This is a genomic window from Streptococcus sanguinis (assembly GCF_019929225.1).
Classification (GTDB): Bacteria; Bacillota; Bacilli; order Lactobacillales; family Streptococcaceae; genus Streptococcus; species Streptococcus sanguinis_J.
Window position 1 is genome coordinate 413612 of the sequence record NZ_JAHZPA010000001.1, and the last position, 20627, is coordinate 434238.

The 20627-nt window shown below is 44.8% G+C and carries 14 protein-coding genes; 11 read left to right on the forward strand and 3 right to left on the reverse strand.

The genetic code is table 11. The annotated features are described in order from the left end of the window. Positions 1 to 81 precede the first annotated feature (81 nt). From K1I80_RS02135 to K1I80_RS02155, 5 genes are all read left to right on the forward strand, one after another. A complete protein-coding gene (locus K1I80_RS02135; protein ID WP_125347320.1) occupies positions 82 to 447 on the forward strand; it encodes a VOC family protein in 366 nt (121 codons plus the stop codon). 21 nt (positions 448 to 468) lie between these two features. Continuing rightward, on the forward strand, positions 469 to 1815 hold the full coding sequence (gene asnS / locus K1I80_RS02140; protein WP_002909527.1) for an asparagine--tRNA ligase: 1347 nt from the start codon (positions 469 to 471) through the stop codon (positions 1813 to 1815). Between the two features lie 156 nt (positions 1816 to 1971). Then, a complete protein-coding gene (locus K1I80_RS02145) occupies positions 1972 to 3159 on the forward strand; it encodes an MFS transporter (RefSeq protein WP_223313041.1) in 1188 nt (395 codons plus the stop codon). 96 nt (positions 3160 to 3255) lie between these two features. Continuing rightward, positions 3256 to 4998 (forward strand): ABC transporter ATP-binding protein, encoded by a 1743-nt coding sequence (locus tag K1I80_RS02150; RefSeq protein WP_223313040.1) that lies wholly within the window; start codon positions 3256 to 3258, stop codon positions 4996 to 4998. Next, positions 4988 to 6724: an ABC transporter ATP-binding protein gene (locus K1I80_RS02155; RefSeq protein WP_125444911.1), complete on the forward strand. Its 1737-nt coding sequence runs from the start codon at positions 4988 to 4990 to the stop codon at positions 6722 to 6724. Before K1I80_RS02150 ends, K1I80_RS02155 begins: the two co-directional genes overlap by 11 nt. 75 nt (positions 6725 to 6799) lie before the next feature. On the opposite strand, the gene K1I80_RS02160 is transcribed toward K1I80_RS02155, so the two are convergent. Continuing rightward, positions 6800 to 8326, reverse strand: coding sequence for an ATP-binding cassette domain-containing protein (locus K1I80_RS02160; protein ID WP_223313039.1), 1527 nt, complete (start codon positions 8324 to 8326; stop codon positions 6800 to 6802). 617 nt (positions 8327 to 8943) lie between these two features. Here K1I80_RS02160 and K1I80_RS02165 point away from each other — a divergent pair. The 6 genes from K1I80_RS02165 to K1I80_RS02190 all read left to right on the forward strand — a co-directional run bounded on the left by K1I80_RS02165 (position 8944) and on the right by K1I80_RS02190 (position 17605). Continuing rightward, positions 8944 to 9135: a hypothetical protein gene (locus K1I80_RS02165; RefSeq protein ID WP_125444915.1), complete on the forward strand. Its 192-nt coding sequence runs from the start codon at positions 8944 to 8946 to the stop codon at positions 9133 to 9135. Positions 9136 to 9248: 113 nt separating this feature from the next. Beyond that, positions 9249 to 11030: a serine hydrolase domain-containing protein gene (locus K1I80_RS02170; protein ID WP_223313038.1), complete on the forward strand. Its 1782-nt coding sequence runs from the start codon at positions 9249 to 9251 to the stop codon at positions 11028 to 11030. Positions 11031 to 11063: 33 nt separating this feature from the next. Further along, positions 11064 to 12845: a serine hydrolase domain-containing protein gene (locus K1I80_RS02175; protein WP_223313037.1), complete on the forward strand. Its 1782-nt coding sequence runs from the start codon at positions 11064 to 11066 to the stop codon at positions 12843 to 12845. A gap of 220 nt (positions 12846 to 13065) precedes the next feature. Next, a complete protein-coding gene (locus tag K1I80_RS02180; RefSeq protein ID WP_223313036.1) occupies positions 13066 to 13878 on the forward strand; it encodes a CPBP family intramembrane glutamic endopeptidase in 813 nt (270 codons plus the stop codon). A 102-nt stretch (positions 13879 to 13980) separates the two neighbouring features. Beyond that, on the forward strand, positions 13981 to 15762 hold the full coding sequence (locus K1I80_RS02185; RefSeq protein ID WP_223313035.1) for a serine hydrolase domain-containing protein: 1782 nt from the start codon (positions 13981 to 13983) through the stop codon (positions 15760 to 15762). A 64-nt stretch (positions 15763 to 15826) separates the two neighbouring features. Beyond that, a complete protein-coding gene (locus K1I80_RS02190) occupies positions 15827 to 17605 on the forward strand; it encodes a serine hydrolase domain-containing protein (protein ID WP_223313034.1) in 1779 nt (592 codons plus the stop codon). 57 nt (positions 17606 to 17662) lie between these two features. On the opposite strand, the gene K1I80_RS02195 is transcribed toward K1I80_RS02190, so the two are convergent. Further along, positions 17663 to 18403 (reverse strand): amino acid ABC transporter ATP-binding protein, encoded by a 741-nt coding sequence (locus K1I80_RS02195; protein ID WP_223311559.1) that lies wholly within the window; start codon positions 18401 to 18403, stop codon positions 17663 to 17665. Further along, positions 18403 to 20571, reverse strand: a complete 2169-nt coding sequence (locus tag K1I80_RS02200) for an ABC transporter substrate-binding protein/permease (protein ID WP_223313033.1) — start codon at positions 20569 to 20571, stop codon at positions 18403 to 18405. Before K1I80_RS02200 ends, K1I80_RS02195 begins: the two co-directional genes overlap by 1 nt. Between the last annotated feature and the right edge of the window lie 56 nt (positions 20572 to 20627).

A 20627-nucleotide genomic window follows, 5' to 3' on the forward strand; every position in this document is an offset into this window, starting at 1 on the left:
TTATGGTAAAATATAGAACAGATGTCTAAAAGATTTGTCTTGAAATAAAGTGACATTTAGCAACCAATCTAGGAGGCAGATATGATTGATCATTTTGGGATAAAGGTCAGGAATCTACAAATTTCAAAAGACTTTTATACAAGTTTTCTTTCTCCTCTAGGCTACAAATTGGCTTTTAGAAGTAGTTCTCTACTCAGTTTTGTTGCTCCCAACAGCCCACATCCTGGTGGAGATTTTTGGTTGGGAGAGGGAGAGCAGTCTCCGATTCACTTTGCTTTTTTGGCAGAAAACCATGAGCAGGTTCAAGCTTGTTATGAGGCTGGTTTAAAGGCAGGGGGAAAAGACAACGGTGCGCCAAATTATCGGGGGAACCTTTCATCATATTATGCAGCCTTTGTCTTGGATCCAGATGGTAATAATGTCGAGGCAGTCTGTCATAAAGAATAAAAAATAGAAAAGAGAAAAAACGTGTCAAAGAAAATCGTAACAATTATTGATGTGAAAAATTATGTTGGTCAAGAAGTGACCATTGGTGCTTGGGTTGCCAATAAGTCAGGTAAGGGTAAGATTGCTTTCTTGCAGCTGCGTGACGGAACAGCCTTCTTCCAAGGGGTGGCCTTCAAGCCTAACTTCATCGAGAAATTTGGCGAAGAAGAAGGATTGGCGAAGTTTGATACGATTAAAAAGCTTAGCCAAGAAACTTCTGTTTATGTGACAGGGATTGTCAAGGAAGACGAGCGTTCAAAATTTGGCTACGAGCTGGACATCACAGACATCGAAATCATCGGTGAGTCAAATGACTATCCAATTACGCCAAAAGAACATGGAACGGACTTCCTCATGGACAACCGTCACTTGTGGCTGCGTTCTCGTAAGCAAGTGGCCATGATGCAAATCCGCAATGCCATCATCTATGCTACCTATGAATTCTTTGACAAGAATGGCTTTATGAAGTTTGACAGCCCGATCTTGTCAGGAAATGCAGCAGAAGACTCAACTGAGCTCTTTGAAACTGACTACTTCGGAACTCCAGCATACTTGAGTCAGTCAGGTCAGCTTTATCTGGAAGCAGGTGCTATGGCTCTTGGTCGCGTCTTTGACTTTGGTCCTGTATTCCGTGCCGAAAAATCAAAAACCCGTCGTCATTTGACTGAGTTCTGGATGATGGATGCAGAGTACTCATACTTGACGCATGATGAGTCACTCGACTTGCAAGAAGCTTATGTTAAAGCCTTGATCCAAGGTGTGTTAGACCGGGCTCCTCAAGCTTTGGAAACCTTGGAACGTGATGTAGAACTCCTGAAACGCTATATTGCAGAGCCTTTCAAGCGTGTTAGCTATGATGAAGCGATTGATCTTTTGCAAGCCCATGAAAATGATGAGGATGCTGACTATGAGCATCTGGAACATGGTGATGACTTCGGTTCACCTCATGAAACATGGATTTCAAACCATTTTGGTGTACCTACTTTTGTTGTGAACTACCCAGCAGCTATCAAGGCTTTCTACATGAAGCCAGTTCCTGGAAATCCAGATCGCGTCCTCTGTGCAGACTTGCTTGCTCCAGAAGGCTACGGTGAAATCATCGGAGGCTCTATGCGTGAGGAAGACTACGATGCCCTTGTTGCTAAAATGAATGACCTTGGTATGGATACGACAGAATATGAATTTTACTTGGATCTTCGTAAGTATGGAACAGTTCCACATGGTGGCTTCGGTATCGGTATCGAGCGTATGGTAACCTTTGTGGCAGGGACCAAGCATATCCGTGAAGCCATTCCATTCCCACGTATGTTGCACCGTATTAAACCGTAAATTAATGAAAATGCCCATGTGGCGTTTTTTCAGCAATGAACTATGAAATAATCCAAATATAGAATTTTAGAGAAAGAAGAGGTAGAGGTCATGTGAACAGCGGATTAACAAGTGATAAAGGATAAAAATGAAGAAACACTTGTTAAAGGAGAAAATATGTTTAAAAGAAGTTATCGGAAAAATATCGGGCTGATGGCCGGTGTAGAATTTTTTGCCTTTCTAGGCATTACTAGTTTTTGGATTTTATTTCTAAGTCAAAATGGCATGTCCCTTTGGCAGATTGGGCTTTTGGAAAGTATCTTTCATGCCACTAGTGTCATCTGTGAAATTCCTTCTGGGATGTTGGCGGATCGCTTTTCCTACAAGACCAATCTGTATCTGAGCCGGATAGCCGGGATTGTGTCTTCTGTTCTCATGTTGGCCGGGCAGGGGAACTTTTGGGTTTATGCACTGGCTATGGTGATTAGTGCTTGGTCCTATAATTTTGATTCGGGGACAAGCGCAGCCATGGTCTATGATTCATCTGTGGAGGCCGGAATTAAGGAACGTTACTTATCCATCTCCAGTTTTATGTCTGGGGTGGCTGAAGCGACCCGGTCTTTGGGAACGGTCTGGGCTGGATTTTTTGTCCATGGACAATTGCATCTGACCTACTATATCATGATTGGTACCTCTATCATCGTTCTTTTCTTGACCTGGATGCTGAAAGAACCTAGTGTCAAAGCAGAGAAAGCGGAACGTCTGACCATGAAAAAGATTATCTGGGCTGTCAAAGAGGAGTTGCAGAGAAATCCCAGCCTTTTTATCTGGATGATTCTGTCCCAAATCATTGGAACACTGATGTGTATGTTTTATTTTTATTATCAAAATCAATTGCCTGACTTAAAAGATTGGCAGATTTCGGTAGTCATGCTGATTGGCAGTGCTTTGAATATCTTGGCGGTCTATCTGGCGAGTATGATTGGAAAGAAATATTCTGCCTTAAAACTCTTTCCTTCAGTGGTTCTTCTAACTGGAGCAAGCTACCTGCTGTCCTATTTTGGCACGCCAATCATCTATATTTTGATTTATCTAATCAGTAACGCCTTGTATGCACTCTTTCAGCCGATTTTTGACAATGATTTACAAAAGCAGCTGCCAAGTGAAGTGCGGGCGACCATGCTCAGTGTCTATTCTATGATGTTCAGCCTGAGTATGATTGTCATTTTCCCTGTGACAGGCTGGTTGATTGATTACTTTGGCTTTGACTGGACTTTTATAGCTTTAGGCGGCTTCTTATTTGCTGTAACGCCATTTTTGTATATGAGTCTAAAGAAAATAAGCCAGAACTTACAAGAAGTCTAATATTAATGTTCTCTTTCTGCTGGTCAGAAGGAGAATATTTTTTAGCCTTTGAAAATTATGGTAAAATAAATACAGTTTAATGGAGAAGTAAGCAGTATGAAAGATTTATTGAAATATTTCAAGGGCTATATTAGGGAGTCTTTGCTAGGGCCCTTGTTCAAGCTTTTGGAGGCCAGTTTTGAACTGTTAGTTCCGATACTGATTGCGGGGATTGTGGACGAGACCATTCCTAGACACGACAGCTCCCATCTCTACTGGATGGTTTTTCTTTTGATGGGCTTGGCCGCGCTGGGCGTGGTGGTAGCAGTGGTAGCCCAGTATTATTCGTCAAAGGCGGCAGTGGGCTTTACTCGTCAGATGACAAGAGACCTCTATCAAAAAATCCTGCGCTTGCCCAAGGCTAGTCGGGATGAGCTGACGACTTCTAGCTTGGTGACTCGGCTGACCAGCGACACCTATCAGATCCAGACGGGAATCAATCAATTTCTTCGTCTGTTTCTGCGGGCGCCCATCATCGTTTTCGGCTCTATCATCATGGCCTTTACTATCAGTCCGGTCATTACCTTGTGGTTCTTGCTCATGGTGGCAATTTTAACGGCTATTATCGTTTTCATGTCTCGTCTGATGAATCCTCTCTATGCTAAAATTCGTCAACTGACAGACCAACTAGTCAATTTGACGCGTGAGCAACTGCAGGGCATGCGGGTTATTCGAGCTTTCGGTCAGACCCAGCGCGAGGTTCAGACCTTTCGCAATCGCAATGAGCTCTATAAAACCTGGCAAATCAGGACGGGAGCTCTGGCTAGTCTGATTAGCCCTCTGACCTTTCTTACAGTCAATGGTACCCTGATTGCTGTGATTTGGCAGGGAAATGCTTTTATCGGCAAGGGATTGCTGACCCAGGGGATGCTAGTGGCCTTGGTCAATTATTTATTGCAGATTTTGGTGGAATTGCTCAAGCTGGCTATGCTGGTCAACTCGCTCAATCAAAGCTATATCAGTGCGGGTCGCATTAGTCAGGTCTTCGAGCAAGCAGAAGAAGATGTCCTGCAGGAATTAGTGCAGGAAACAGCTCTGCCGAATCAAGCCATTAAAGCCCAGCAGGTCAGCTTTTCCTATCCAAATGCAGCTAGTCCTGCTTTGACTGGTCTGACTTTTGATTTGAAAAGAGGTCAGACTTTGGGGGTTATTGGCGGAACAGGATCAGGTAAGTCTACCCTGGTTCAGCTGCTGGCTCATCTCTATCCTGTGGCTACTGGTCAGTTGACCATCTTTTCCCAAGGACGCAGTCCTAAAAATTTGAGCGAATGGCGGTCTTGGATTAGTCTGGTGCCTCAGAAGTCGGAGCTTTTCCAAGGAACTGTTCGCTCCAATCTGGCTTTAGGACTGTCAACCAAGCCAACAGACGCAGACTTGTGGCAGGCTTTAGAGATTGCTCAGGCAGCGGACTTAGTCTCTCAGAAGGAAGGTGGCTTGGATGCGACTGTAGAGGCCTTTGGTCGTAATTTTTCTGGTGGTCAGCGTCAGCGTTTAACCATTGCCAGAGCTGTCTTGCGAAGGGCACCTTTCTTGATTTTAGATGATGCTACCTCAGCTCTGGACTATTTGACAGAGGCTAGACTCTTGCAGGCTATTAAGAGTGAATTGACTCAGACCAGTCTGGTCTTGATCTCTCAGCGGACCAATAGCTTGCGCTCAGCGGATCAAATTTTAGTCCTAGATAAGGGAGAACAGGTGGCTCTTGGTCGCCATGAGGAACTCTTAGTCAGCTCCGCCATTTACCGAGAAATTCATCACTCACAGCATAGTCAAGGAGAGGAGGGAAACTATGAAGCATAAGACATCACCTAGCAGCTTGAGGCGTTTGAGTCGAGATTTGCTGCAGGCGCGCTGGCTCTTTCTTCTAGCTAGTCTGGGAACGGTGGCTCAAGTGGCTCTGACTGTTCTTCTTCCAGTTCTAATCGGGAATGCGGTTGATAGCGTTCTTCTTCCTCAAGCGGAGCAGCATTTGATGCCGATTTTGGGGCAGATGCTGTTGGTCATCTTAGCCAATACGCTGATTCAGTGGCTCAATCCCTTGCTCTATAATCAGCTGGTTTATCGCTATAGCCAGCAGCTCCGTCAAGGCGTCATCAAGAAAGTGCACTATTTGCCTTTGGCCTATCTGGACCGGCAGGGAACCGGAGACTTGGTTAGTCGGGTGACGACGGACTTGGAGCAGCTCAGCAATGGCCTACTTATGGTTTTCAATCAATTTTTTGTGGGTTTGCTGATAATCTTAGTGACTATCATTAGCATGGCCGGATTGGACTTTTTCCTCTTGCTTTTGGTTCTGCTTTTGACGCCCCTTTCTCTCTTCTTGGCTCGCTTTATTGCCAGAAAGAGTTTTAGCTTTTTCCAACGTCAGACGCAGGCGAGGGGAGCGCAGACCCAGCTGATTGAGGAAAGTCTGACCCAGGAAAGTCTAATCCAGGCATTTAATGCTCAGGAGCAGTTTGATACAGCTTTTACTCGCAGTAATCAAACTTATGCGGACTATTCTCAGGCGGCTATTTTCTATTCATCAACGGTCAATCCTTCGACTCGTTTTATCAATGCCCTGATCTATGCTTTGATTGTGGGCTTTGGGGCTGTCCGAATCATTCAGGGAACAGGTTTTACGGTTGGGCAGCTGGTGACTTTCCTCAACTACGTCAACCAGTACACCAAGCCTTTCAACGATATATCGTCAGTCATGTCGGAATTGCAGAGCGCTTTAGCTTGTGCAGAGCGGATTTACAGCGTTTTGGACCAAGAAGAAATAGCGGAGCCAGGCCAGGAAATTCTTCATTCTGAAGATGTCAAAGGACAGATTAGCTTTGAGCATGTGGCTTTTGGCTATGAGCCTAGCAAAGAGCTGATTCAGGATTTGAATATAAGGATTCCGGCAGCTAGCAAGGTCGCCATTGTCGGGCCAACTGGTGCTGGTAAGTCAACCCTGATCAATCTCCTCATGCGCTTTTACAATGTAGACAGTGGTCTTATTTCGCTAGACGGTACTCCCATAACGCATTACACCAGAACCGCTTATCGTCAGCAGTTCGGTATGGTACTACAGGAGACTTGGCTTAAGACGGCGACTATTCACGACAACATAGCTTTTGGCCGGCCAGACGCCAGCCGAGAAGAGGTCATTGCAGCTGCCAAGGCGGCCAATGCTCATTTCTTTATCCAGCAATTGCCTCAGGGGTATGATACCTACCTGGCGGATGCTGGGGATTCACTTTCTCAAGGTCAGCGGCAGCTCTTAACCATTGCGCGTGTCTTCCTTGCTGTTCCTAAAATTCTAATCTTGGACGAGGCGACTTCCTCCATCGATACCCGGACAGAAGTCTTGATTCAGGAGGCTTTCAGCAAGCTCATGGTGGGACGGACTAGCTTTATCATCGCTCACCGCCTGTCCACTATTCAAAATGCTGACATCATTCTCGTCATGGTAGATGGTGATATCGTCGAACATGGTAATCATCAGGAGCTCATGGAAGCCAGAGGTGTTTATTACCAAATGCAGACGGCGCAGGAGTAGAAGAGGAGCTTTATTAAAGTTCAAAGATTGATGCTAAATGAAACTAAAAGAGTTGGAATTTCCAACTCTTTTTGCTTATAGTTCAACTTCTTCCAATCCCTCCTCCGTAAGTCGATAAATCTTCTGGCAGACTTCTTTGAGAAAAATTCGGTCGTGGGAGACAGCAATAATGGCGCCAGGATAGGTCGCCAAAAGCTGGCGAACCTGAGGCTGAGAGGTGGGAGAGAAGTTGCGGGTGGGCTCGTCCAATATGAGAAAATTAGGGCGATCTAGGATTAGTTTGAGCAGGAGGAGCTTGGCTTTTTGACCTCCAGAAAGCTGCCCAATCGGGTGGCGGGCCTCATCGCGCGTGAACTGGAGACTGGCTAGATGAGTCAGGATTTTCTCCTCATGGGACTTATCGCCAGAGGGAGCCAGAAAGTCCAAAGGACTGATCTCATCAGTCAGCAAGTCTCCATAATGCTGGGGCATGTAGCCGATCCGCATATCTGTCCGCTCACGCAGAATCTTCCATATTTCTTTAAGCAGAGTAGACTTGCCTGCGCCATTAGTACCAATCAGTCCAATTTTTTCCTGACCGCAGACCTCCAGAGTTAGGTTTTCCGCCAGTTGTCGTTCGTCTGTTTCCAGTTTCATTCCTTCTAATTTCAGGATTCTTTTGGTCAATGGCAGAGCTTCTATGTCTGAGAAGTGAAGGCTGATGGCATCTTCCTGTGTCGGGATTTCGGTCATTTCAACAGCTGCCTTTTCAAATCGCTTGCCCTGTGAGAGAACATTTTTCATTTTTTTGGCTAGTAGCCGTCCTTGGACATCGTTTTTGGTATTTCTCAAGGCATTTTCGACATTTTGTTTGACTCGTCGGTGTTTTTCCATAGTCTTAGCATGTTCTTCCCGCTCTTTCCGTGCCAATTGACCTTGTTTTTCAAAGGCTTCCTGACGCTGATGGCGGTAATTTTCATAGTCCAGACTCTTGACGCTGGTTCTGGCTTCCTGTTTCTTTTTGATTCGCTCCAGATGAACAATCTTGGTCGCAGCTTGAGCGAGAAAGTGCTCGTCGTGAGAGACGAAAAGGACCGTTCTCTGGCTGTGGCTGATAAAGTTTTCCAGCCATGTCAGAGTTTCGAGATCAAGGTCATTAGAGGGCTCATCAAGAAAGAGAATGTCCCAATCGCTGGCTAGTTTCTTGATAAGCTGGACTTTAAGCTTTTCTCCTCCAGATAGGCTAGAGAGCTGCTGCTGACTGGCAAAACGCTGGCTGTCAAAGTTGAGCTCTCCAGCATAGCGGTAGAGCTTGGCATAGTCCAGCTCTGTCTCAAAATCAGCAAAGAAATAATCATTGAGCGTTAGTTGGGCATCCTCTGAAGGAAGCTGCTGGGGTAAGTAGACAGCAGCAGTATAGGACTTATCAATCTGTCCGCTGTAGCTGACATAGGAGCTGACCAGTCGCTCGTCTAGCAAGAGCTTGAGCAGGGTGGACTTGCCATTGCCCTCCTCACCGATAATAGCGACCTTGTCTCCTTGATTGACGGTCAGTGACAAATCTTTGACTAACTCCTTCAGGTCTTTTAGATGGGTAATGGTTAGATTTCTTATTTGAAGCATAGATGTCTCCTTCGTTTTATAACACAAAATACAGCCCTGCTTTATTTAGCAGAGCTGTTTTTAGTTGCACAAAGCAGACACAGGAGTGTCTAAGTAGGATTATTCGTCTATAGGCTTCCAGCTTACACTGTCATAGGAGCGACAGGATTAATCTAAAGATAAGCAAATAAAAGCTAGAAAGCACCAAAAACGAACATCCCGCGGATATGCAGAAACATGACAAAATCTACTAAATAAAGTTTCCTTTAAAAAATAGACTTAATTTTTCATGTCTCCGTGTACCTCCGAAATAATTCTGTCTTAAGTCTAGCAAAAGATAGCAGATTCGTCAAGCGCTTTCAAATAAATAAAAATTTTTAAAAGATTTTTGGAGCAAATTTTTATAAACTCTCTAAGAATATTGATTTCAAGGCTTTTAAGCTGATTTTGATATATAATTTTTTAATTATATAAAAATTTGACATATACCGGGAAATTATATATAATCGTCTTGTATATAAAAATTATATATATAAAATGATTATACAAATAGGCCTAAAATTTGTAAAAGATAAGAAGAGCTGGAATGTGATAGATTCCGGTCGTCATTTTAAATTGTATCTAAGGAGTAAGAAACCATGCCAAAAACTTTATTTCTATGGCTTTTGACAGTCCTAAGCTTAGGACTAGTAAAAACGCCTCAAGCTAAGACAATGGAGCAATCTTTGAAGTCTAACACGGCGGCCATTGAGATTGCCCAAAAAATTCAGGATCATGTCAAGAAAGATGAAGCGACGATGGTGGCTGTAGAAGCAGCGACCTTTGACTAGATGATGCAAATCATTGATTAAGAAAGGAGAAAGCTATGTTAAGAATTTTTATCCGAATGGTATACAGAAGTATCGCCTATGCGATTGTTGAAGCTAAATAGAAAGGAAATATAATGAAAAAATCATTTATTCTAACTCTTCTAACGATTATAACTCTAGGGCTCTTTCGGCCGGTTACCGCCTTGGCTGAGGAGCAGAAGCTCCCTTCTGGCACGGAGCGCAGCCAAATCGGTCAGAAAATCCAAGACTTTGTCAAGGAACATGAAAAGACAACGGCCGGTATGGCAACAACCGTTTTTGACAAGGACGGGACTATTTACCAAGGTAGTTTTGGCTATATGAACAAGGAAAAAGGCATTAAAGCCGACGACAGCAGTGTCTTTGAATGGGGGTCAGTAGGGAAACTAACTATCTGGGTCTCTGTCATGCAGCTCTGGGAAGAGGGCAAGGTTAATCTTGAAGAAGATATTCGCAATTACCTGCCTGAGGGATTTCTCAAGACCCTCCGTTATGACAAGCCCATTACTATGTTGGATCTAATGAACCATCAAGCAGGCTTTGAGGACTCTTCTCACGCTTATCTAGAAAATAAAGGGCAGAATATTGAACAAATCCTTGCGATCAATCAGCCAGCTCAAATCTATGAACCAGGCACTATGACTGGATACTCTAACTTCAGTACGGGACTGGCAGCCTATATCGTTGAGCGAATCTCCGGTCAGAGCTTTGCGGACTATGCCCGCAAGCATATCTTACAACCATTAGGTATGAACAAAACATCTCTTTTAACTGGCTATATAGATAATGATTACGTCCTTGAGAAACGGAAGGAAGAGATGACTTATGATATCAATGGTAAATCTCTAGGTGTGAATTACATGAATATCGGTCTTTACCCTGTCGGTCTTACAGCGAGTACCATGGGTGATTTTCAGAGATTTGCCCAAGCACTTTTGAAGAAGGAGAAGCTTTTCAAAAAGTCAGAAACTTGGGAGAAGCTTTTCACTGCTAGCTCTACCTATCCGGGAACAGATATGCCGCTCAATATGCACGGCTTCTGGACCCAAGAATATGGCACGACGGTTGTCGGTCATGGTGGTAATTCCTATGGTTTTTCTTCTTATATCTTGTTAGATTTGAAAAATGGTATTGGTATGACCATTATGACTAATCAAGGGCATGAAGAGGTCTATAATTACGATATGCCAGCTCTTGTCTTTGGAGCTAAGAAAAAGACTCCGCAGGAAACTTTCGACAAATTTCCAGCGGGAAATTACCGATCAGCAAGATATTATGAAACAGGCCCCCTGTCTTTCACTAGAATATTCCCACGTACCAGTTATGTTACAAATTCAGCTGATAATAAATTTTTGAACGGTGATTTTGTAGTAGTCAGTGAGCAAAATGGAACAGCAAAAGTAACATATGCCTATGGCGATACTTTCAAAGTAAAAGATATAGACGTGATGAGAGATTGGGCTGTATTGATTTCCATGGTAGTAGGAGTTATCTATGCTTTTCTTCAGCTTTTAGTGCGAGGCGGTCTCGATCTTTTCCGATTGGTATTCAAAAAGAATCAGTCTAAAACACCTAAAGAACTTCATATCTGGACATATCTGACTTCTCTAGCAGCAGTGGGAGTTGCTGTCAATTTCTATTTCCTTTTCTTAGCTTTAGGAGCAAGTGACCCTAGCTACCTTTCTAGCTGGCGCTACATGGTCTTTGCCGGTCTGGGATTGATACTGGCCGGCTGTGCGGTCTTCCCGCTTCTGACCAAGTCAAGAAAAGGATTGAGCAAGAGCCGCCTTTTCCTGACTGTCTTGACTAGTCTATCTGCGCTGATCATAGTTGCCAATATCCTCTACTGGTCACTTTATCAGTGGTGGGGCCTTTAATAAGCGCCTCTCCATTGCACAAAGGAGTCTCTCATGAAAAAATCTATTCTAATCATTCTTTTAACCATTTTGACGCTAGGAATCTTCCGGCCAATTACAGCCTTGGCTGAGGAGCAGAAGCTGCCGTCTGGTACGGAGCGCGGCCAAATTGGTCAGAAAATCCAAGACTTTGTCAAGGAACATGAAAAAACAACAGCTGGTTTGGCGACGACGGTCTTTGATAAGGATGGCACCATCTACAAAGGAAACTTTGGCTATATGAACAAGGAAAAAGGCATTAAAGCCGACGACAACAGCGTCTTTGAATGGGGGTCAGTCGGGAAACTAGCTATCTGGGTCTCCGTTATGCAGCTCTGGGAAGAGGGCAAGATTGACCTTGACGAAGACATTCGCACCTATCTGCCAGAGGGATTTATGAAGACTTTGCGCTACGACAAGCCCGTTACTATGACAGACCTCATGAACCATCAGGCCGGCTTTGGCGAGTCTACCCATGCCTACAAGGAAGATAAGGGCTTGTCTATTGAGGAGATTCTGGCAGTTAATCAGCCAGAACAGTCCTACGAGCCAGGCACCATGACAGCCTACTCAAACTTTTCTGCTAGTCTGGCAGCCTACATCGTCGAGCGAATATCTGGTCAGGACTTCTCAGCCTATGTCCATGAACATATCTTTCAACCACTAGGAATGAAAGACACTGCTCTATCAGCCGACTTTAAAGAAAATCCAAAGATTTACCAGAAGCGGATGGAGCAAATCTCTTATCGGGCGGACGGGACATCTATGGGAACTAGCTATTTTCATTTAGGACTTTACCCGGCAGGGAATGCCGTCTCTACTCTGGCTGACTTCCAGAAGTTTGCCCAAGCGCTTTTGAAGAAAGAAAAGCTTTTCAAGCACGCTGAGACTTGGACAACCCTTTACACGGCAACATCGAATTATCCAGGAACGGATATGCCGCTCAATATGCACGGTTTTTGGACACGGGAGTACGGCACGACGCTTGTTGGCCATGGAGGAAACTCAACTGGCTACTCATCTTATATTCTGCTGGACTTGAAAAATGGTATAGGTATGACCATTATGACGAATCAAGATCATGAGTTGGTTTATAACTATGAAATGCCAGCCTTGGTTTTTGGACCTAAGAAAAAGACGGACTCAGCCACCTTTGACAAATTCCAGTCTGGTAATTACCGATCTGCTCGCTACTTTGCCAGTGGTCCTATGTCTATCTCCAGAACCTTGCTTTACACTCAGTTTGTCGAGAAATCTAAGGACAATCCGCTTTTGACCCAGAATTTTTCTGTAGTCAGCGGTAGTGGAGACGAGACTAAGGTAACAGCTTCCTATGGCGATAACTTCAGAGTCAAGGATAGCGAGTTCTTTACAGACTGGGCACTGCTTATTTCAGCAGCAGTCGGATTTGTTTTCAGTATCATTCTCTTTTTGGCACGGGGCGGACTGGATCTCTTCCGCTTTGCATTCAAAAAAGGTCAATCTAAAACACCAAAATCTCTTCGTATCTGGACTTACCTAACTTCTTTAGCTGGAGTAGGTGTGGCTATAAACTTCCTCCTCCTCTTTAACACATTTGCTACCGACGATCTGAGCTTTTTAGCTAGCTGGCGCTACATTGTCTTTGCCGGCCTGGGATTGATTCTGGCTGGCTGTGCAGTCTTCCCGCTTCTGACCAAGGCAAGAAAAGGACTGATCAAGAGCCGACTCTACCTGACTGCCTTGACTAGTCTATCTGCGTTGGCAATCGTGGTTAATATCCTCTACTGGTCACTGTATCAGTGGTGGGCATTGTGATTATTTTCTTGTCTTTTCTGGGGGAATGGACAATCTTGTGAAGGAATATCTCATGAGGTAAATCGTTTGATTAATTCTTTTTACAATTTTAAAGTTAGTGATTTTTCAACAGGAGCTGAAGTGCAAATGCTGTCTTTTGTATTGAGTACAGCTAAATGAAGCAAAAAATCAATGACCTTATCAGAGTACAAAAATCAAACCATTTAAAGGAGAAAATTCTATGACTAATAAAACAAGAAGCAAACCACAACCAAAACTAGTCTGGCCTTTCCTAGTCTGGAACTTCGGATGGACTTGGGGATTTATGTTGCTAGCGATCATTCTCAAAAATCTCTGGCCGGAAAATCCCCCCGTACTTTATCTGGCTCTGGAAGGCCTCCTAACGAGTCTCAGTATGTTCGGACCGATGATAGCAAGCCTAATAGTGCTGAAAATAAAAGGCTTCAAAGCCATCTGTTCCTTTATCTTCTCAAGCAAGAAAGGGACTTGGCTCTATCTCCTCCTCTTCAGTGGAGGTCTGGCTGTGACTTTTGCATTAGCTTCCGGAGGAAAGCTGGTAGACGGGGCTCTGCTTTCATTTATTGGATCCTTTATTTACCTTATGACCTTGGCTGGCGGCATGGAAGAGCCTGGCTGGCGAGGCTTTCTGCAGCCGGCTTTGGAAAAGAAGTTCTCTATGCTTATCGCTTCCTTGATAACTGGACTAGCTTGGGCTTGCTGGCATATTCCTCTCTGGTTTTATGACCGCTTTTATGATCGTAGTCAGAATCCCTTTCTAGTCTATATCATTGTAACTATAGTCCAGTCCATCTGGTTTGCTGCACTGCATAAGAAGACGAAATCTGTCCTTGCCTGTATGATTTTCCACGCCTTGCTAGACATTCTGATAGAAACCTTTGTCGGCATCAACCTAGCTGATAAGTTTGATTTTTCTCAGGTCAACTCCCTCTTTTACCTTGGCGGCTTGGGCATTCTGACCCTTTACAGTATTTATCTCTGGTATCGGGCGGATAAGGAAGAGAAAAACGCATGATTAAAAAATAAGAATAAGCTGATTCTAAAATTGAAAGGAGACTGCACAAATTATCTGAACTTAGCTTCTGTGAATATTTGAGTTGAACAGAAAGGAAATGCTATGAAAAAATCTATTCTAATCATTCTTTTAACCATTTTGACGCTAGGAATCTTCCGGCCGACAGCTGCTTTAGCTGACTCGCATAAGCTTCCGTCTGGTACGGACCGAGACAAAATCGGTCAGAAAATCGAAAGTTTTGTCAAGGAACATGAAAAGACAACAGCCGGCATGGCGACGGCAATCTTTGATAAAAACGGAACCATCTACAAGGGAAATTTTGGCTATGTGGATAAGGAAAACAAAGTCAAAGTTGACGATGACAGTGTTTTTGAATGGGCTTCAATCACTAAACTGACGGTCTGGGTATCGGTCATGCAGCTCTGGGAAGAGGGCAAAATCGACCTAGAAGCAGACATCAAAACTTATCTGCCAGAAGGCTTTCTCCGCAATCTTCGCTACGATAAGCCTATCACCATGCTGGATCTGATGAATCATCAGGCTGGCTTTGATGAAATGCCACTCTATAAAAAGGGAGACAAGAGCGACTTGGAAGAGCAGTTCCGTGATTACCAGCCTATTCAGTCCTTTGAGCCGGGTACGACGACATCATACTCTAACTTCAGCACGGCTTTGGCTTCTTATATCGTGGAGCGGATATCTGGGCAGAAGTATGCAGACTATGTCCATGAGCATGTTTTTGAGCCGCTGGACATGGATCGGATTGCTATCTTGCCTGACTTATCGGACAACGCTTATGTACAGGAAAAGCGCAAGGAGGACAAGGGCTATGATGACCAAGGTAAGCTCTTGGGTGATACACCATTTAAGCTCTGGATGTACCCAGTCGGAGGGGCTGTGGGGACTCTAGGAGACCTGCAGAAATTCGCCCAGGCCTTGCTGGAACGTAAGACGCTCTTTCATCGTCCAGAAACTTGGACCGAGCTTTACTCAACAACCTCTACCCACCCTGGTACGGATATTGTTCGTAATGCTCATGGCTTTTGGGCCAGTCACTACGGTGTTACCTTACTGGGACACAGTGGTAATGCTGATGGCTTTTCTAGCTATCTCTACTTGGATCTGAAAAATGGCATCGGCCAAGTCATCTTAACCAATCAACTGTATGAACAAGTTTACAATGTTCAAATGCCGGAGCTGACATTTGGCAAGATGCAGACTGTCAGCGAAGCTACTAAAAAGCAATTCAAGCCTGGCTCTTACCACTATCTGAGAAGCTATAATAGGGGGCCACTGTCCTTCATGCTCATGATGCCCGGCGCTATCCAAAAGATCAACAAAGTCTCAGATCAGCCGGATCTGCTGAGCACTTTCTGGACTATTGACCGAAGCCAAGGTGCTGACCGCCTCGAATTCGGTGTCCTTAATGCAGAAAGGATTTCCGATTCAGTTCTCTTTAGACATTATCTAGTCGTGTTTCTCGGAGGTCTGGCACTCGTGTTTGCTCTGGGAAATGTCTTGATCAGTTTTCTGATTGGCAGTTTCCGTCTCATCCTACGTAAAGCTAAAAGTTCGGCTCCTCGCTCTTGGAAAGTCTGGAATTTCCTGACTTCTCTAGGAATGCTGCTGTTTGCTGGCAATCTCATTCTGCTTTTACTGGCTGCCATGAATCAGGACTACTCAATTGTTCAATCTTGGCGCTATATGGTCTTTGCAGGTCTGGGCCTATTCTTAGCAGGATGTGCGGTTTATCCGCTCTTTAGCAAAGTGCGAAAAGGCCTCGGAAAAGGTCGGCTCTTCCTGACAGTTCTGACTAGTCTATCTGCGTTGGCTATTGTCGCGAATATTCTCTACTGGTCACTTTATCAGTTTTGGGTGATGTGATAAGTTGCTTGCCTTCCTTTGGGAAGGCGGGCTTTGTCTGTGTAATTCTGCAAAGGAGTATCTCATGAAAAAATCAGTTGTCCTCACACTTCTAGCTATTTTAACATTGGGACTTTTTTGCCCAGCCACTGCATTGGCTGAGGAGCAGAAGTTGCCGTCTGGTACAGACCGAGACAAAATTGGCCAGAAGATTCAAGACTATGTCAAAGAGCACGAAAAGACAACAGCCGGCATGGCGACGGCAGTCTTTGACAAGGACGGTACCATTTATCAAGGCAACTTTGGATACATGGATAAGGAAAAGGGAATCAAAGCCGATGATGACAGTGTCTTTGAATGGGGATCCGTGACTAAGCTGACCGTCTGGGTCTCTGTTATGCAGCTCTGGGAGCAAGGTAAGATTGACTTAGAAGAAGATATTCGCACCTATCTGCCAGAAGGCTTTCTTAGAAATCTCCGCTATGACAAGCCCATTACTATGCTAGATCTGATGAACCATCAGTCTGGATTTGATGAAGCCCCTCTCTATATGCAAGGGGGCAAGAGTTTAGAGGATTTGCTGCTCCAATATCAGCCGGCTCAGTCCTTTGAACCGGGAACAACGACAGCTTATTCCAACTACAGTACGGGGTTAGCAGCCTATATTGTGGAGCGAATTTCTGGGCAATCTTTTGTTGATTATACCCACGAGCATATCTTCCAGCCTCTGGGCATGGAGAGAACGGCTATAGCTCAAGACTTGTCTGACAATGCTTATGTCCAAGCCAAGCGCAAGGAAGTAAAAGGATATGCGACAGATGGCAGTCTGTTAGGCGATGCACTTTATGAAGTCGGTCTGTATCCTGTTGGTCGGGCAACAGGAACATTGAGTGATTTTCAAAAATTTGCTCAGGCTCTGCTAAGTCGTAAAAGTCTCTTTACTCGGTCGGAAACTTGGACGACTCTCTATTCGACGACGGCAACCTATCCTGATACAGACATCGTTCGTAATGCTCATGGCTTCTGGGCCAGTGAATTTGCCGTTACAGTGCTAGGGCACGGAGGGAATACAAATGGTTTTTCCAGCTATCTCCTGCTGGATCTGAAGTATGGTATCGGTCAGGTGATCATGACCAATCAAGGTGTGGAAGAAATTTATAATGATGGCATGCCAGAATTGATTTTCGGAAAACGTCCGACAGCCAGTGCAGAGACTCAGAAAAAGTTCGAACCTGGCTATTATCAAATTCTTCGGAATTTCAACCAAGGTCCGCTCTCTTTGTATCAGCTCTTTCCAGGTAATATGCTTCATATGAAGAAGCCGTCCTCGGAGCGAATGGATCGTTCGTTTTGGACTATTTATAAAAGTGGAAATGGCAAAACGCGAATCGCTACTCCGGTCAGTGATTTCGAGAAAGTCCCTGACTGGGAAATCTGGACTAAGTTTGGGTTGATTGCTTTGGCAGCTCTTAGTGTCGTTTATGCTTTGGGTAATCTACTTGTGCGGCTTGTGCTAGTCCTCTATCGACTGGTCTTTGGCGAGGTGAAAAGCAAGCAAAATCGAGCTTGGAAATGGTGGCACATCTTGACAGCTGCAGGAGTAGTGGTCTCAGCTGGAAATTTACTCTTGCTCCTGCTTAGCTCAAGCACTACGGATCTCAGTATCATCGCTCAGTGGCGTTATATGGCTTTTGCAGGTTTGGGATTGTTCTTAGCAGGATGTGCGGTTTATCCGCTCTTTAGCAAGGCTCGAAAAGGTCTCGGGAAAGGCCGCCTCTTCTTGACGGTTCTGACCAGTCTATCTGCACTCGCTATCGTAGCTAATATCCTCTACTGGTCGCTTTACCAATGGTGGGTGATGTAGTTTAAAAATTATGAAACAAGAAAAGAGCCGGCTTATAAGCTGGCTCTTCATTTGGTTTTATACATTCAGTACCTTGTCCAAGAAGTCTTTAAGACGTGGATGCTGCGGATTGTCGAAGATTTGGTCAGGCTTTCCGTCTTCTAGGAATTCCCCATCAGCGGTAAAGATAACGCGGTTGGCTACCTGACGGGCAAAGCCCATCTCATGGGTCACAATCAGCATGGTCATACCTTGCTGGGCCAGATCCTTCATAACGTTGAGAACGTCGCCGACCATTTCTGGGTCAAGGGCAGAAGTAGGCTCATCAAAGAGCATGATGTCTGGATTCATAGCCAGACCTCGAGCAATTGCCACCCGCTGCTTTTGACCGCCGGATAGACTATCAGGACTGGCATCAGCCTTATCAGCCAAGCCGACCTTTTCTAAGAGTTCCATCCCTATCTTTTCTGCTTCGGCTTGGGTCAAGCGCTTGTGCTCAACAGGAGCAAAGGTGATATTTTCCAGAACGGTCATGTGCGGGAAAAGGTTGAAGTGCTGGAAGACCATACCGATATTTTCACGGACCAGATCCACGTCAGTCTTCTTGTCTGTCAGATCAAAGCCATCAACCGTGATGGTTCCGCTGGTCACTTCCTCTAGCAGGTTGAGACTGCGCAGGAAGGTTGACTTACCAGAACCGGAAGGGCCGATGATGCAGACCACATCGCCCTCGTAGAATTTAGCAGTAATCCCCTTTAGGACTTCGTTTTCCCCGTAGTATTTATGAAGATCGTTCACATCGATTTTTAATTTTGCCATTACTTAATCCTCTTTTCTAAGCGTTTTGCCAAGCGGGTCAAGAGCGTGATAATGATGAGATAGAGCACGGCTAGGATCGCATACATCCGGAAACTCTGATAGTTGCGAGCGATGATGTCCTTACCCGTTTTGAAGAGCTCGGCCAGTCCAATAGCTGAGACAATCGTTGTATCCTTGAGCGCAATGACAAACTGATTAACAAAGTTTGGTAGCATAATCTTGGTTGCCTGTGGCAGGATAATCTTGCGCATGGTCTTGGAGTAGGAAATCCCCAAGCTGCGGCTGGCTTCCATCTGTCCAACTGGAACTGCCTGGATACCTCCACGGACAATTTCAGCGATATAGGCGCCGGCATTGAGAGAGAGGGCAATGGTTCCTGCAACGAAAGCGTTGATTGGACTTTGTTGTCCAGTCATGGATTCGATTAGGTTAGGAATCCCCCAGAAGATAAAGGCTGCCACAATCATCAGCGGAATACCACGAATGACATCGACAAAGATTTCTGCAATCCAGCGTAGCGGTTTATAAGGGCTGACGCTGAACATACCAAAGATAATCCCGATGACCATAGCAATCGCAAATGAAATCAGGGCCAAAGCAATTGTCACTCCCAGACCTTTAAGAAGTTCTTGGTAGTTGTTTTGCAGCAAGCCCCAAATAGTGGACTCATCTACAGTGGATTCCTTTTCTTCGCTAGCCAGATACTTGTCTAAAATCTCTTGGTATTTGCCACTTTCTTTGAGGTTGGCCAGCCCATTGTTAAACATCTCAATCAGCTCAGGATTGCTGCCTTTTTTTACTGCGAAAGCGACTTTGCCGCTTGGTGTACCTTCAATAGGTGTTTTAAGCTTCTTGCCTTGTTTGATAGCGTATTTGACAACGGGCTCATCATCCATCACAGCTGCGACAGAGCCAGTATTGAGGCTGTCATACATGGAAGCTGCATCTGAGAATGTTTTAATAGAGTAGCCGTACTTGCTCTTGTTTTCCTCAAGGAACGTTTGAGAAGCGGTACCAGTTTTGACACCGACTGTCTTGCCCTTGAGTTCGTCGTAGGACTTGATATTACTGCTGTCCTTGACTGCCAAGATAGAGTTGGCTGTATAGTAAGGGTCAGAATAGTCAAAAGTTTTCTTGCGGGCATCTGTGACAGACATACCGGCGATAATTCCGTCAGCCTGACCGGTCTGAACGCTATTGATAGCTGCATCAAAGCCAGGATTGGTTACTTCCACGGTAAAGCCTTGGTCTTTGGCAATAGCCTTAATCAGCTCCATGTCAATCCCAGTGTATTGGTTGCTGTCATCTTGGAAGACAAAAGGAGCAAAAGATGAGTCGCTGGCAATAATGTATTTGTCTTTTTTCGGAGTAGCTTTTTGACCGGCGGGAGTAGAAGTCTCTGGTACGGCGGAGTCAGAGCTGCCTTTAGAAGCCGTCCATTTATTAATGATTTCATCCAGACTTCCATCTTCCTTCATCTGCGCCAGAGCTTCGTTAAACTCAGTAACTAAGTGCTCATGCTTGCTACCTTTTTTGACACCGAAAGCAAAGCTTCCAACAGCCTCACCCTTCATAGAAATTTTCAGGTTTTGGCCTTGATTGATGGCGTACTCAATGACCGGCTGATCATCCATCACTGCATCGACATCACCAGCAGAAAGGCTATTATACATCAAGTCACCCGTGTCAAAGGTTTTGAGAGTGTAGCCGTACTTATCCTTGTTCTTCTCAAGGAAACGTTGGGCAGCCGTTCCTGTTTTTACACCGACTTTCTTTCCTTTCAGCTGTTCGTATTTGCTGATGGTGTTTGCCTTAGTCGTCGCGATAACGACCTTAGTGTCGTAGTAAGTATCAGACATGGTAAAGACTTTTTCACGCTCGCTTGTCTTGGTCATACCAGCCATGATGGCATCCGCCTGGCCGGCTTGGACCGCATTGACAGCTGCATCGAAGCCAGGGAAACTCATGTCAATGTCCCAGCCTTTGATTTCTGCGACCTTGTTGATGATATCAACGTCAATCCCCTTGTAAGTCTGATCAGAATCTTTAAATTCAAATGGTGCGTAAGCAGTATCGGATACGATTTTGATCGTATCTGCCTGGGCTGTCGCCCCTAACGCAAAAAATGGAAATAATGTTAGCAAGATTGCTAAAAATTTTTTCTTCATTTTCTTCCTCCTTTTTAGCATTCTAGCATTATAGCAAAAAAACACTGATTAGGCAA